Here is a 13,337-nt window from a genome sequence, read left to right on the forward strand (position 1 = left end):
CATAATTCTAACGCAAAATGGCTACTTCCGACCTTGGACTCCCAGGACACGGCTAATTCTATAGTCGACCTGCTCATAGGTGTACTGTTTGTTTAGGAGACACCTGTCATAATTAAATTCATATCCCCAAATTCATGCCACAAGTATTCTTGCTTTAAGGCTTCATTGTAAGCCTTGAGGAGAATGTCTTCATTTATAAAGGCTTTCAGTAAATCTAAATGACTAGCTTCCGGCTCATGAAACCCTGTTAACAAGGCATCTGTTATTTCCAAAGAATAGTTACCATTAATATACAAATGGGTAGGCACGGATTTCTGTGGTGTTAAACGCCCTTCACTTACCGCAGATTCTAGGGCACGAACAACAGTTGTTCCTACAGCGATTACTTTACGGCCTTCTGCTTTTGCAACATTAACAGTGGTAACCGTTTCTCTTGGAATGGAATAGAGCTCCGGGTGATTCGATGGTGTTGGCCATTTGTTATTTCCATAATAGCTTAAGGAGGTATGCAGGGTTACATAGCATATATGAACCCCTTTGCTTATAAGTGAAGAAAGAATTCGCCAGGTAAAAGCACGTCCCGCAGAGGTCATTTCAATTGAACCCGGAATAGAACTAAACACAGTTTGATACTTACTTAAAGGCCACGGATCATTAATATATTCGTAGTAAATGGGAGAACCATGTTCATAGATAAATTCCATTAACGAAATACCGCCATGTTTAAAGTTCAGTACTTGTAAGGGATGCTCGCTACCCTTGCCTTCAACAGTCGCTAAGATACCATTTTGAAAATAAATGTTTTCCTCTTCTTCATAAGAATTACCCACTAACAGAACTTCAAATCTGTGCTTATCTATTTTTCTAGCTAACCGTACTTCGACATCGCCACGGGCCCCAGTTGCATGTAGACTTGATGGAATTGTCCTGGATTGGTTCAAAACAAGAACATCACCTGCTTGAAAAGTATTAATAATGTCACGAAAGTTTGTATGCCTCCTTTGTCCAGTCAAAGGATCTAACACCATCAATTTTACGTTATCTCGTTCACCTTGACGTAATTCAGCAGGTGAAGCAGCGTGAAGATGAGCAGGAATTTGAAAGGGAACCTTCGTCTTATTCACTTTGAACCCCTGCCTTATTTATGAAGGTTGCCGCTTCAAACCGTTCCCCGTTATGCTTATTTGATTGCTCAGAAGCCAAGTAGAAGAAGACATCTAATCTTTCCTCTGGCGCTGCCAGGTCGTAATCACAATCCGGTACAGCCCTGCTATGCATTGCTGTATCCATTTCACCAGGGTCGACCATATTCATTCTAATGTCATACTCTGCCACCTCGGACGCCCAAGTTTCAGTCATTCCTTCAACAGCAAACTTTGAAATACCATAAGCACCCCATTCAGCAAAGCCGGTTCTTCCGGCTTCTGACGTTAGGTTAATTACTGAGCCTGATCTGTTGGCAATCATTCCAGGCAGCACCCGTTTTGTAACTAAAAACGGATTCATAATGTTCACTTTTAGTACGTTAGAAAATGTTTCATCGGTATAATCAAGGTGCTGTTTCGGGCCTGGTCCAAATATGGAAGCATTATTAATCAGAACATCGACACTGCCGAAATGATCTTCAACTATAGAAACAAACTTCTCTACATCTGTTGCGTCTGATATATCGGCCTTTAATGCAACCACCTCTGCCCCCAAGGTTTCTGCCTGCTCTTTTACTGTTCTTAAATCGTGCTCACCTCTTGCGCAAATAGCGATACGATGTTGTTGCTTAGCAAAGCCGAGAGCTAAAGATTTCCCGAGCCCCTTTGATCCACCTGTAATCATAATCGTTTTTTTCATAAAAATTCTCCCTTCTCCATCTAAGTTACACTTAGTATAGAAAAAGGAGTGAAAAGAAACATGATGCAACCAAAGTATATTCCTCTCACACATTATACTTAGAAACCTTACGACCTTTGTCGTAATTTATTTCCCGGGAAATAGATTAGTTAATTATTTTGTAGTCTTTCCATTCTTCCGGTAGAAGATTGACATATTTTCTAGTTAAGAATCGATCATCAATCAACTGAATTACACCATAGTCATGTTCAGAACGAATCAACCTTCCCCCAGCCTGTAACACCTTGTTCATGCCAGGAAATACATAGGCGTAGTCATAACCATTTCGACCGCGGTTTGAAAAGTATGATTTGATTAATTCCCGTTCAAAATTACGTGGCGCCAGACCAATCCCTATAACAGCAACCCCATTTAAGCGATCTCCTCTCAAATCAACACCTTCTGAAAAGACCCCGCCAAGAACAGCAAAACCGACAAGCCTTCCCCCCTTAACAAACTGGGCAAGGAAGTCATCCCTCCGTTCTTCAGTCATGCCTTGCTCCTGTGCGACGGTATTTATATCATGATACTTTTGAAAATATTGATAAGCTAATTGCATATATTGATAGGAGGGAAAAAAGAATAAATGATTACCAGTTTGTTTTTTCACCTGTTCATATAATAGTGCAGCCAAACGTTCTGCCGTCTGTTCCCGGTTTTTATACTTCGTCGATAAGGGGGCGATTGACACTTCCATTTGACTTGAAGCATATGGAGATGGAAGATTGAGAATATAGTCTTTCTCATGACCGCCGAGCATATCCTTATAATAACCAAACGGCGATAGGGTAGCTGAAAAGAAGACACTTGAGCGGAACGGCTTTGCCGCTTGTCTTAGAACATAGGATGGATCAATACAAAAGAGTTTAATAGACACATCCTGCCCTAATTTTGCACCAATGTACACATAGTGTTCATCTACAATACCTAAGATCTTCAGGAAATTTTGTGTGGCAAAATAACATTCAAGCAACAATTCATCTTTCTCTTCTTCTGCATCCTGATCACGAAGCTGGCGTTCCGCTTTATTAATAAGCCGCTCCAAATTCTCTTCAAGCTGCCCTGGTACATCCTGAAGTTTGTATTCAGCTTCATTCTGTCCATTATCAACCCTATTCATATCCTTCGTTATAGCCCTCGCAGCTTCAGCTAGTTCGACATTCTCTGTTCCCCACAACTCTTCCACTTTTCTATAAGAATCGCGGGTGATCTCAGCTGAATACATTTCCCGGGCACGTTCCACTAAGTTATGTGCTTCATCAACAAGTAGTGTGGTTTGCTTCTTTTGTTCAGGCATGAGTCTTTTCAACGCCACCCTTGGATCAAATATATAATTATAATCACCAACAACTACGTCTACAACGTCCGTAAGATCTAATGAAAATTCAAAAGGACATACACGATGCTTTCTTGCATATTCTTCAATAACTGCACGTGTTATTTGCGTTTCATTCATAAGCACATCAATAATCGCTCCATTAATGCGATCATAATAACCGTCGGCGAACTCACAATAGTCGGGCTGACAGATCGTTTCTTCCTTAAAACAAATCTTGTCCTTTGCCGTCAATGTAACAGAACGCAACATTAAACCCGTTGTCTCCATCAACTGAAGAGCTTCCTCCGCTGTGGAACGAGTAACCGTTTTGGCTGTTAAATAAAACAACCGTTCGTGTTGCTCCGCTTCCATTGCCTTAATAGCTGGAAACAAGGTAGATATAGTTTTGCCAATACCAGTTGGCGCTTGGGCAAAGAGAGTTCGTTTTTCTTTTACTGTTCTGTATACACTCCCTGCGAGCTTACGCTGTCCTTCCCTATAGCTTGAAAATGGGAAAGTTAATTCAGGGATTGTTTTCTCTTTTTGTTCTCGAATATGAAGTAATATCCTGGCGTAAGACACATATTCTTCAACTGTCTCCCTAATAAATGATGCCAACTTTTCTTTGGAGTATGTTTGAACAAAGCGCTTCTTTTCCTTTGTCTGCTTCTGAACATAAGTCAGCTGCACATCAATCTCATCCAACTGCTCTTGTTCCAAATACATAAAAGCATACCCTTTCGCCTGTGCCCAATATACGGGAAAGCTCTCTTCCGTAAGTGCTTCTATATCTCTTGCTGTTGATTTAATCTCATCAATTTTAGGACCCTTTTCTGTTCTAAGAAGACCATCACAACGACCATGAATGCGTAGTTTAAGCTCATCATATTGATACACAAACTCGAGATGGACCTCCTTTTCTTCGTCTTCTTTATATTCCTTTTGAACAGCCTTATGAATTGCAGTTCCTTCCTGTAATGCTGTATTCGTACGAAAGCGATTATCTATGCTACCTTCTCGATATACATATTCCACTAATTCACGTACTGATATGCTCATCTGCTGATCCAAGAGAAGACCTCCTATTGCAAAATCGGCAATGTACCGACATTTTTTGTCAGCCAATTTCGAATATCTATATAACAAGTTTACATGTTATAATAACATGTAAAACTTATATATTTCTTAAACTGTGAATACATCATATAATAATCATAAGCGAACTTATTCAAAAACTACAGGTGATAGCACTATGAAAAAACTAAAATGGCTGGCTATCGTTATTCTTTCCCTAATCTTTCTTATTCTGATACTCGCTTCTTTCATTAATCAAACGGAAAGCATATCCCAAGGAGACAATAGCCAGTCCGCCACCAAAGAAAAGCAAACAGAAGAGGAAAATCCATCCCCTAAAGAAAAGGAATATGAAGAGGAACCTGTCGATGAACAGGAGGAAGGAACCTTAAGTGAAGGATTGCAAGAGGTTTTTACAAGTGTCATTGAAGGTGCTAAAAACCTTTTCGTTCATGAAGATTTAAAAATTGTAGCAATAGGTGATTCCTTGACTCAGGGTGTCGGTGATCGCACGGACAACGGTGGATATGTAGGTATTCTAGAAGAGACAATAAATAGTAATGAAGATAGTGGAAATATTAATATCGAAAACTTTGGGAAACGTGGCAACCGAACAGATCAGCTGCTTGATCGAATGGAAAAAGAAGAAATGGCTTCATCTATTGAAGAAGCTGATATTGTTTTAATTACAATTGGTGCAAATGACGTAATGAAAGTAATAAAAAGTAACTTTACTAGCTTGAACTATGAAGATTTTGCTGCTGAGCAGGCAGGTTATGAAAAGCGCCTCCATCAAATAATAGAGCGTATTAAAGAATTAAACTCAGATGCACCGATCTATTTAATCGGTTTATATAACCCCTTCGCAGAGTATTTCAACAACGTTCCGCAACTTACGCAAATTATGAATGAATGGAATCGCATTGGCAAAGAGGTAATCTCAGAATATGATCAGGCCACCTTCATACCAATTAAAGATATTTTTGCAGGAAGAGAAGAAGAACTTTTATGGAAGCAGGATCATTTTCACCCTAATGAAAAAGGATATAAACAAATGGCCAAACAGATACTTGAAGTGATCAGGCCAGAAATAGAGAAATAATACAGGTGGAATGCATATGTTAAAACGCTGGTTTTTCAAAAATAAATGGAGGTCCTCCTTTGTCCTTTTGGGGGCTATTAATTTAGGCATCATCCTTTGGGTTCTCTCACTTGTTTTTCTCCCAACCTCCTATCAGATTGTTAACGTTGAGCCTGAGGAGGAGAGCTCGGATGCGGAATTCACAATTGTTTCGACAAAGCAAAACCTTGAGCAGCTAGCTAATGAATATTTAAGTGAGCTTTCTACACAAACAATATTCGATTATTCGATCTCCCTAGATAGGAACGTCACACTCATCGGCAATATTAAAGCATTTGAGCAAACAATTCCTATTAAGCTAGAGTTAAAACCTATCGTTCAAGAAAATGGAGATCTGATCTTGGAACAAGAGCGAATATCGCTTGGGAAGCTCCCCCTACCTAATAAAAAAGTATTGGAATATGTAGCTGAAAATTACAAATTTCCAGAATGGGTCAGGGTCCATCCTAATGAAGAAAATATTTACGTTGCTGTTACTCAAATGGATACAGCTTCTAACTTCAAAATAGCAGTAGACCGTTTCAACTTAAATTCAAACCAGTTGGCTTTCCGTATCTCAGTACCGAATGACACTTTTAATTTTGCGCAAGCGCTCGTTGAAGAAAAGCTAAAATAAAACCGCCGCTCCTATAAGGAACAGCGGTTTTATTTTTTGCGATATTTTCATTTTGGTGGCCCCACACGACGTGAGGGGCGTTGGTACAGGACGTGCCGAACCTAGCCAAACTCCCATTGCCAGGGAGTCTCGCTTTTCTAGATATAAAGCCCTTTTGGAATCTCTGAAAGGATGGAATTTTCTTTCTCATTATAAAGAACATCCAGTTCATGCATAGCACGGGTACAGGCAGTATATAGCATCAATCGTCCTTCATCATCCTGGTACCCTTGACGCGTAGCATTGTAAACGAGAACACTATCAAATTCAATTCCTTTAGCAAAATACACAGGTAAAATGAGTACGCCCGATTGGAATGGCTGTGTTTCTTTGTATATCAGTGTAGCGCTAAGCTGTTTTCCTACTAATTGATACGCTTGTTTGCTTTCTTCAAGTGTATAACACAGAATAGCAATTGTCTCATGGCCTTCTCTTTGTCTATCCTGGATGACTTCAATAATCCTTTCCTTAACTTCCTCCAACTCTGTCACTTTCCACAGACGCGGTAAATGCCCATCTCGATTAAAGGCTTCAATACTTGCTCCATCCACCAATAAATGTTTGGTAAATTCCACGATAGGCCTAGTGGAACGATAACTTCTGGATAGTTCCATTTTCTTCGCTTCCCCGTTGTGGACCTGCTTATCTAGAATTGTCATGCCTCCAAGGTTGTGTGTATAGATAGCTTGGTGTTTGTCACCTAAAAGCGTGAACTGAGCGGATGGAAACATCTCTTTAATATATAAGTATTGAAAAACGGAATAGTCCTGTGCTTCATCCATGAACACGTAGCGAATTGAGGTATTCACCTTCCGCCCTTCCAGCTGGTCCTGCAAATATAAATAGGGGGTTTGATCCTCTACAGGAAGATAGCGTTTTTGTACGTTTTGGATCGTATGTTGACTTATTTGACTCCAGCTTTTTGGCTGCATCTTAACCTGAGGGAACGATTCATTAAAAAGACCTTCATACACCTTTTCCATTTGGATAAACTTGTAGTTTGCAATCTTTTTTCTCAAAGAGGCCATCCGTCGTCTAACGATTATTTTCTTCAACAATTTTTCCTCTTTTTCAAAATCATTAAATGTCTCTTCATTGAAATTATGATTTTGTTCCAACTTTTGAAAAGCCTTCAAATAGTCCTCTTTGCTAAGCAAGGCAGCTTCTTCCTCCGGCCAATCCTTAGCTCGCTCCTCTCTTTCCACATGCTTAAGCTGATTAAATAACCAGTCCTTAACGAGGTCTACTTTATTTGCCATCGACATTGCCGAATCTAACTGATAGAAGAATTCCTCGATGCGCTCAGCAGGGATTCGTACTTCTCCACGGAACTTCACATTTCTAAACCTCATTCCATGGGTAGATAATTGCTTCAGGTAGTTGTCGATCATCATTTTAAAAGAAGCGCTTGACTTAAAATCTACTGCCTCTTTTTCGTGAGATTCTTCGCCGCTTCCTTTAGCTGCTAAAGAACTTTCCAGCTGTTCAAATGGTGTCTGCAAATCAAATTCATCATCTAAGCGCTTCGAGACGTATTCTTGAAAGGTTGATTGCTGCATTGGCTCTTCCCCTAACTCAGGAAGGACTGACGCGACATAGCTTGAAAACATTTGGTTTGGTGAAAACAGTAAAATTTGATCTGCATTCATTTGCTTGCGGTATCTATAAAGTAAATAGGCGACCCTCTGCATAGCGGCAGATGTTTTTCCACTTCCGGCTACACCTTGGACAAGCAGTAATTGACTACTTTCGTTTCTAATAATCGCGTTTTGTTCTTTTTGTATCGTTGCTACGATGGATTTCATTTGGGAACTCGCCTGATCTCCGAGCACTTTTTGCAGCAAAGAGTCTCCAATGGTAATCCCTGTATTAAACATTCCTTTTAACATACCGTTTTCTGTAACAAATTGTCTTTTAAGGTCGATCGCCCCTTCAATGGTGCCTTCAGGCGTTTCGTAGTAGGCAGATCCAGGCTCAAAATCATAGTACATACTTGAAACAGGGGCTCGCCAGTCATACACAAGAAAATGGTCCTCCGCCTTATTCATCAATGAGGAAATGCCAATGTATATCGCTTCTTTAGCTACTCCATCTTCAGTAAAATCAATTCGCCCAAAATATGGAGAGTCCTCCATTCGATCAAGCAGTTTTTTACTCCTATAATATTGGCCGTGACTTCTTTCACGTTCTGACAATAACTCCGACTGCTGCTTGATACTTGCATAGGTTTCAACAGCATCATCGACTTCATCAAAATTGACGGTTACATCGTCCCAGAATTTCTTCCTAAGATCGATAATATCCCCTTTAAGAGAATCGGCACTTCTAAGTAACTGATTCTTTTTTGCTTCTATAACCTTGCGTACTTCAGCGATTCTTTGTTGCTCAACGTCCCACTCATTATCCACGTGAGTCATAGCGATATCTTCCTTCCGCAAAAAGTTGACAAACTTCACAAACTCATGTAAAATTTAACTTGGGTAATTATATTTAAATTCAAGCGCCACTCTTGATAATAACATACTTGCAACTGAAAAACAATTCACAGACACTAGTGTGTCTTTTTTTTATGCAAATGATTAGGTTATGATACAATTTTTACAAAGTTATATAAAAGGAAGTGAACGCATGCGTGTCGTAAACAACATCGCTGACTTAATTGGAGATACTCCGCTCGTTAAACTTAACCGAATCACACCAGAGGGCGGGGCCACTATTTATATGAAGTCGGAAAAGCAAAATCCTAGCGGCAGTGTAAAAGATAGAGCTGCCTATAACATGATTATACAAGCTGAACAGGATGGTCATCTCAATGCAGACTCCACTATTATCGAACCAACGAGTGGAAATACAGGGATAGGAATTGCCATGAACGCAGCTGCACGTGGATACCGGGCTATCCTTGTTATGCCGGATACCATGACACAGGAACGAATCAATCTACTGAAAGCTTACGGCGCTGAAATTGTGTTGACACCTGGTGACACCAAAATGCCTGGAGCTATTGCTAAGGCTAAAGAGCTCGTTAAGGAAATTGATAACGCCTTTATGCCAATGCAATTTGAAAATATGGCCAATCCTGACGCCCACCGCCACACAACAGCGCCAGAGATCATTGAAGCAATGAACATCATTGGAAAACCGCTTTCAGCTTTTATTTCAACGGCAGGCACGGGAGGAACGATCACTGGCACAGGGGAAGAGTTAAAGAAACACTACAAAGATTTAACCGTTCATGTGGCAGAGCCCTCAGGTTCACCAGTTCTTTCAGGAGGAAAGCCCGGCAAGCACAAGCTTGTGGGGACAAGCCCCGGATTCATTCCTGATATTTTAAACATGGACGTAATGGACGAAATTCTACAGGTTACCGATGAAGATGCCTATGAGATTACCCGCCGATTAGCCCGTGAGGAAGGCCTGTTGCTTGGAACTTCAGGCGGAGCGGCATGCTGGGCGGCTATGGAGGTAGCCAAAAGGAAAAATCCAGATGACGTTATCATCGTGATTGCGCCCGACACTGGTGAACGCTATTTATCAGGTGATCTATTCCGTTATTAATTCACCAATAAAGTGAGCCCTTTCATTCGATAAAGGAGCTCACTTTTGTTTTATTTATACCCGCCTTCCCTATAACCGATACAAATCACGAAATCGTAAGTGCCACCCCAAGTGATAGGAAAGTACTCGACATCCAATAATAACGACAAACAGGGTGTACTTTTGCCAAGAACTTGCTAGATCGACTATTTCTAAACCAACTAACAATCCAACGACCATAGCCCATACTGCATATATTTCTTGGTGCAGAACCATCGGACGTCTCTGTGCGAGTACATCTCTCGTCATTCCACCTCCAACCCCCGTCAAAATTGCAGCAAAGATGATACCTCCTAACGGGAAATCATGATTGATCGCAAAGGTCGCCCCTTGGAGAGCGAAAGCTGATAATCCTATCGCATCTAAATAGATGTTCCAGCGGTCCCAGAACATCACCCACCTCTTTGGAAAGAAATAAACGACCGCAATCGTTCCTATCGCTACATAAAACAAATGGCCCTGTTCCCAAACATGCAGCACTGGTACATCCATGGCAATATTCCGAATAATCCCTCCTGCAAATGGTGTCGCAATACCTAACATGAACGTACCGAAAATATCATACCGCTCGCTTAGAGCCACAATAGCCCCACTAAACGCAAACGCACTTACGGCAATGATTGTTAATGTTTCAAAGGACATGCTACAGCACTCCCCCTTTATACCAGTATAAATGAGTCTCAAATGAATATTTTAGCACAAAATAATTTTTCTGATTAAATTACTTTTGTTTAGTTTAGGGTAAAAACTACTACTGATAAAGCCCCCTCCCAATAAGATGGACAAGGTATGATACAAAGGCTATGGAATGGACTTCTCTCAAAATAACAGTCCTCCATTTTCAAAGTTTCCAAATGACGGGCTAATTTGTTGCAAACTGCCACAAGGAGTTTCGAACTATTTCTCGAAATATTATTTAACTAATGACGTATGGGTGTGATTAAAATAAGAGAGTGGTTGATTCAACTTAGGAAGGAAAGAAACTTAACACAACAGCAAGTGGCCAAGGGAGCTTTTATTGATCGGGCTTATTATGCCCAAATAGAAACGAGCTCTAGAAACCCAAGTATAGCGGTAGCGTCACAAATCGCAAATTTTCTTCATGTAAATCCATATTTGTTTTTCTCGGAATACTTAAGTGAACCGTTTGAGATTGCCCTCCTCCACTCTCCGATCATTGTCGCTCATTGTGATCTAGAGTTAAAATACACATGGATGTTTAACCCGGATCCGGATTTCGATACAAGTACGGTTATAGGAAGACGAGATGACCATACTAATATAAACGACGGAATTACTGCACTGATGGAGTTGAAACGCAAAGTTATAGAAACCAGATCTCCTGTACACAAACGTATTTTATTCCCTTTACCTAGCGCTCATACTGAGTACTACGTTTTCGGCCAGCCTTTATATAACGATGACGGAAAAGTGGTTGGAGCATCTACAACTTCTACTCAACTTTTACCTTAGGACGAGGGGGAATTCACCTTGAATTTAGAACAATTACCTGGACGCATTCTTCACCTTACCTATGATAGAGCAGTTGAATTAGGTTTGGATGAGGAGTTCATCGATCTAATCGAGGAAGAACTAAACAGAAGGGAAGGGGAGAAAACAATCCGTATCGAGTAAGTGAAATAATTAGTTTCTTCCCCCTTCCTCTGTATGGTTATGAGCTAAGATGGGTAAACCATCATAAAAAAGGTGATTTTTATGAACTTGCAACCATGGACTATCTATCAAGAATGGGAAGAATTGACCTTCTTCCACTGGCCAATCCCTCCGCATATTATTCGTCCTTTCGTACCAAAGCCGTTTGCAATAGATACATTTGGAGGATCTGCTTGGCTTGCCATTGTTCCATTCCGCATAAACCATATACGGCTCCGTGGATTGCCCCCACTCCCCTACTTCAATCATATGTTGGAATTAAACGTGCGGACATATGTTACCTATAAGGAAGAACCGGGTGTCTATTTTCTATCGTTAGATGCAAATCATCCTGTAGGTGTTATTCTCGCAAGACAGTTTAACCTGCCTTATCTCCATGCGAATATGCGATTAGACCAAACCACTCAAACGATACACTATACGAGCAGACGTACACACAATGGTTATCCTTCTGCTCACTTCCACGCATGTGTCCATTCACTTGATGCTCCTTTTCTTGCAAGTCCCGGCTCCCTTCTATACTGGTTAACAGAACGCTACACTCTATGGTTTACAAGGAATCAGTATGTATATAAAGGCCCAATTGTTCATAAACGCTGGCAGCTTCAACATGCTTCAGCAGACATTTCTATTCAAGACATGACGACTCCCCTCCCAAACAAATGGTTCGCACAAAAACCTGTCACGCATTTTTCAAAAAGTCAGCAGACTCACATCTTTCCTTTTCAACGTGTAGGTCTCAAGGATTTCTCAAATTGACAAAATTTATACTTCATTGTATTATATATCTTGAAATCGAGATATTTAATTTAAGCAACTATAAAGGAGGTTGTTGAAATGAATATAAAAGGAATTCATCATGTTTCTGCTATTACTGCTAATGCTAAACAGAACTATGACTTTTATACAAACGTTTTAGGCATGCGTTTAGTAAAAAAAACAGTTAACCAAGATGACAATTCAATGTACCATTTATTTTATGCTGACGAAAAAGGAAATCCAGGTACTGATTTAACCTTTTTCGAAATACCTCGGGCTGGTACGACTTATCCCGGTACACATAGTATTTCAACCACTTCTCTAAGAGTACAGGATGATAAAGCGTTAGAATATTGGAAAGATCGTTTTGACGCATTTGGTGTTGACCAAGATCCGATTAAAGAAACTATGAGTAGAAAGACGCTTGCTTTTCGTGATCCCGAGGGCCAACGATTGACGCTTGTATCAGATGAGAATAATGAAGGAGTAACTGCTGGCACAGCCTGGGACAAATCCATTATTCCACAGGAGAAAGGAATTAACGGACTTGGTCCAGTCCATTTAACAGTTGCCGATGCCGCTCCTACAGCAAAAGTACTAACAGAAATCCTCGGATTCCGTAAAGTTGGAACATTTGATGATCGTATTGTATTTGAAGCAGGTGAAGGGGGGACGGGTGCGGAAGTCCACATCGAAGCTAATCCGGAATTACACCGCGAACGACCTGGGCGGGGAAGTGTTCATCATGTGGCGTTCCGCGTTGAAGATGAAGCTGAACTTGCGAAATGGAAAGATAAAATTCAAGGCGCTGGCTATCCTAACTCGGGGCTGGTCGATCGCTTTTATTTCAAATCCCTTTACTTTAGAGAACCAAACCACATTCTATTTGAACTGGCAACGGATGGACCTGGTTTTGCCACAGATGAAGACGAGAAGCATCTGGGAGAAAGTTTAGCTTTGCCTCCTTTCCTAGAGCATAAGCGTGAACAAATAGAGACAAATTTGACTCCGCTTGAAACGAATAAGTAAATCAAAAAATCCGTTCATGTAGAACGGATTTTTTGATGGTTTTGTTTTTCACTTTAAGATGGCCTTGGAGAAAGTTTTTCATGTAGGGTTAGGAAGGTATTATTTTAGCTTCAGGCGGAATGTCGATTGTGGGTGCGCAATAATCAAAGACAAAAAATCCTGCGGCCCAGTATTTTGGACCACAGGATTTGCTCTACCGCAACAGG

At 40.6% G+C, this 13,337-nt stretch carries 12 protein-coding genes; 7 read left to right on the forward strand and 5 right to left on the reverse strand.

The annotated features are described in order from the left end of the window. Positions 1-92: 92 nt before the first annotated feature. The 3 genes from MUO14_RS10045 to MUO14_RS10055 all read right to left on the reverse strand — a co-directional run bounded on the left by MUO14_RS10045 (position 93) and on the right by MUO14_RS10055 (position 4,273). On the reverse strand, positions 93-1,124 hold the full coding sequence (locus tag MUO14_RS10045) for an S-adenosylmethionine:tRNA ribosyltransferase-isomerase (protein ID WP_244755084.1): 1,032 nt from the start codon (positions 1,122-1,124) through the stop codon (positions 93-95). Then, positions 1,117-1,845: an SDR family NAD(P)-dependent oxidoreductase gene (locus MUO14_RS10050; RefSeq protein ID WP_244755085.1), complete on the reverse strand. Its 729-nt coding sequence runs from the start codon at positions 1,843-1,845 to the stop codon at positions 1,117-1,119. The genes MUO14_RS10045 and MUO14_RS10050 overlap by 8 nt, the downstream gene beginning before the upstream one ends. A gap of 145 nt (positions 1,846-1,990) precedes the next feature. Then, the gene (locus MUO14_RS10055) at positions 1,991-4,273 is read right to left on the reverse strand and encodes an ATP-dependent DNA helicase (protein WP_244755086.1); all 2,283 of its coding nucleotides are present in this window, start codon (positions 4,271-4,273) and stop codon (positions 1,991-1,993) included. 181 nt (positions 4,274-4,454) lie between these two features. Between MUO14_RS10055 and MUO14_RS10060 the strand changes: the two genes are divergently transcribed. Then, positions 4,455-5,378: an SGNH/GDSL hydrolase family protein gene (locus MUO14_RS10060; protein ID WP_244755087.1), complete on the forward strand. Its 924-nt coding sequence runs from the start codon at positions 4,455-4,457 to the stop codon at positions 5,376-5,378. A gap of 16 nt (positions 5,379-5,394) precedes the next feature. Further along, a complete protein-coding gene (locus MUO14_RS10065) occupies positions 5,395-6,033 on the forward strand; it encodes a YpmS family protein (protein WP_244755088.1) in 639 nt (212 codons plus the stop codon). Between the two features lie 137 nt (positions 6,034-6,170). Here the strand turns inward: MUO14_RS10065 and helD are convergent, their stop codons facing one another. Beyond that, positions 6,171-8,489, reverse strand: a complete 2,319-nt coding sequence (gene helD, locus MUO14_RS10070; protein WP_244755089.1) for an RNA polymerase recycling motor HelD — start codon at positions 8,487-8,489, stop codon at positions 6,171-6,173. A gap of 211 nt (positions 8,490-8,700) precedes the next feature. Between helD and cysK the strand changes: the two genes are divergently transcribed. Further along, entirely contained in the window at positions 8,701-9,630 is a 930-nt protein-coding gene (gene cysK, locus MUO14_RS10075) for a cysteine synthase A (protein ID WP_244755090.1), read from the forward strand. Positions 9,631-9,699: 69 nt separating this feature from the next. Here the strand turns inward: cysK and MUO14_RS10080 are convergent, their stop codons facing one another. Continuing rightward, the gene (locus MUO14_RS10080) at positions 9,700-10,311 is read right to left on the reverse strand and encodes a trimeric intracellular cation channel family protein (RefSeq protein WP_244755091.1); all 612 of its coding nucleotides are present in this window, start codon (positions 10,309-10,311) and stop codon (positions 9,700-9,702) included. A 294-nt stretch (positions 10,312-10,605) separates the two neighbouring features. Here MUO14_RS10080 and MUO14_RS10085 point away from each other — a divergent pair, with 294 nt between their 5' ends. The 4 genes from MUO14_RS10085 (at position 10,606) to MUO14_RS10100 (ending at position 13,131) form a co-directional block, all read left to right on the forward strand. Further along, on the forward strand, positions 10,606-11,142 hold the full coding sequence (locus tag MUO14_RS10085) for a helix-turn-helix domain-containing protein (protein ID WP_244755092.1): 537 nt from the start codon (positions 10,606-10,608) through the stop codon (positions 11,140-11,142). A gap of 18 nt (positions 11,143-11,160) precedes the next feature. Continuing rightward, the gene (gene sda / locus MUO14_RS10090) at positions 11,161-11,304 is read left to right on the forward strand and encodes a sporulation histidine kinase inhibitor Sda (protein WP_244755093.1); all 144 of its coding nucleotides are present in this window, start codon (positions 11,161-11,163) and stop codon (positions 11,302-11,304) included. Positions 11,305-11,385: 81 nt separating this feature from the next. After that, entirely contained in the window at positions 11,386-12,102 is a 717-nt protein-coding gene (locus MUO14_RS10095; protein WP_244755094.1) for a YqjF family protein, read from the forward strand. A gap of 78 nt (positions 12,103-12,180) precedes the next feature. Further along, a complete protein-coding gene (locus tag MUO14_RS10100) occupies positions 12,181-13,131 on the forward strand; it encodes a ring-cleaving dioxygenase (protein WP_244755095.1) in 951 nt (316 codons plus the stop codon). Positions 13,132-13,337 lie beyond the last annotated feature (206 nt).

This window comes from Halobacillus shinanisalinarum, assembly GCF_022919835.1.
GTDB lineage: Bacteria > Bacillota > Bacilli > Bacillales > Halobacillaceae > Halobacillus_A > Halobacillus_A shinanisalinarum.

Bases quoted from the DNA above. Each gene is read 5' to 3' on its own strand.
- MUO14_RS10050 (WP_244755085.1), bottom strand. From the start codon at position 1,845: ATGAAAAAAACGATTATGATTACAGGTGGATCAAAGGGGCTCGGGAAA.
- MUO14_RS10060 (WP_244755087.1), top strand. From the start codon at position 4,455: ATGAAAAAACTAAAATGGCTGGCTATCGTTATTCTTTCCCTAATCTTT.
- MUO14_RS10065 (WP_244755088.1), top strand. From the start codon at position 5,395: ATGTTAAAACGCTGGTTTTTCAAAAATAAATGGAGGTCCTCCTTTGTC.
- helD (WP_244755089.1), bottom strand. From the start codon at position 8,489: ATGACTCACGTGGATAATGAGTGGGACGTTGAGCAACAAAGAATCGCT.
- cysK (WP_244755090.1), top strand. From the start codon at position 8,701: ATGCGTGTCGTAAACAACATCGCTGACTTAATTGGAGATACTCCGCTC.
- MUO14_RS10080 (WP_244755091.1), bottom strand. From the start codon at position 10,311: ATGTCCTTTGAAACATTAACAATCATTGCCGTAAGTGCGTTTGCGTTT.
- MUO14_RS10095 (WP_244755094.1), top strand. From the start codon at position 11,386: ATGAACTTGCAACCATGGACTATCTATCAAGAATGGGAAGAATTGACC.
- MUO14_RS10100 (WP_244755095.1), top strand. From the start codon at position 12,181: ATGAATATAAAAGGAATTCATCATGTTTCTGCTATTACTGCTAATGCT.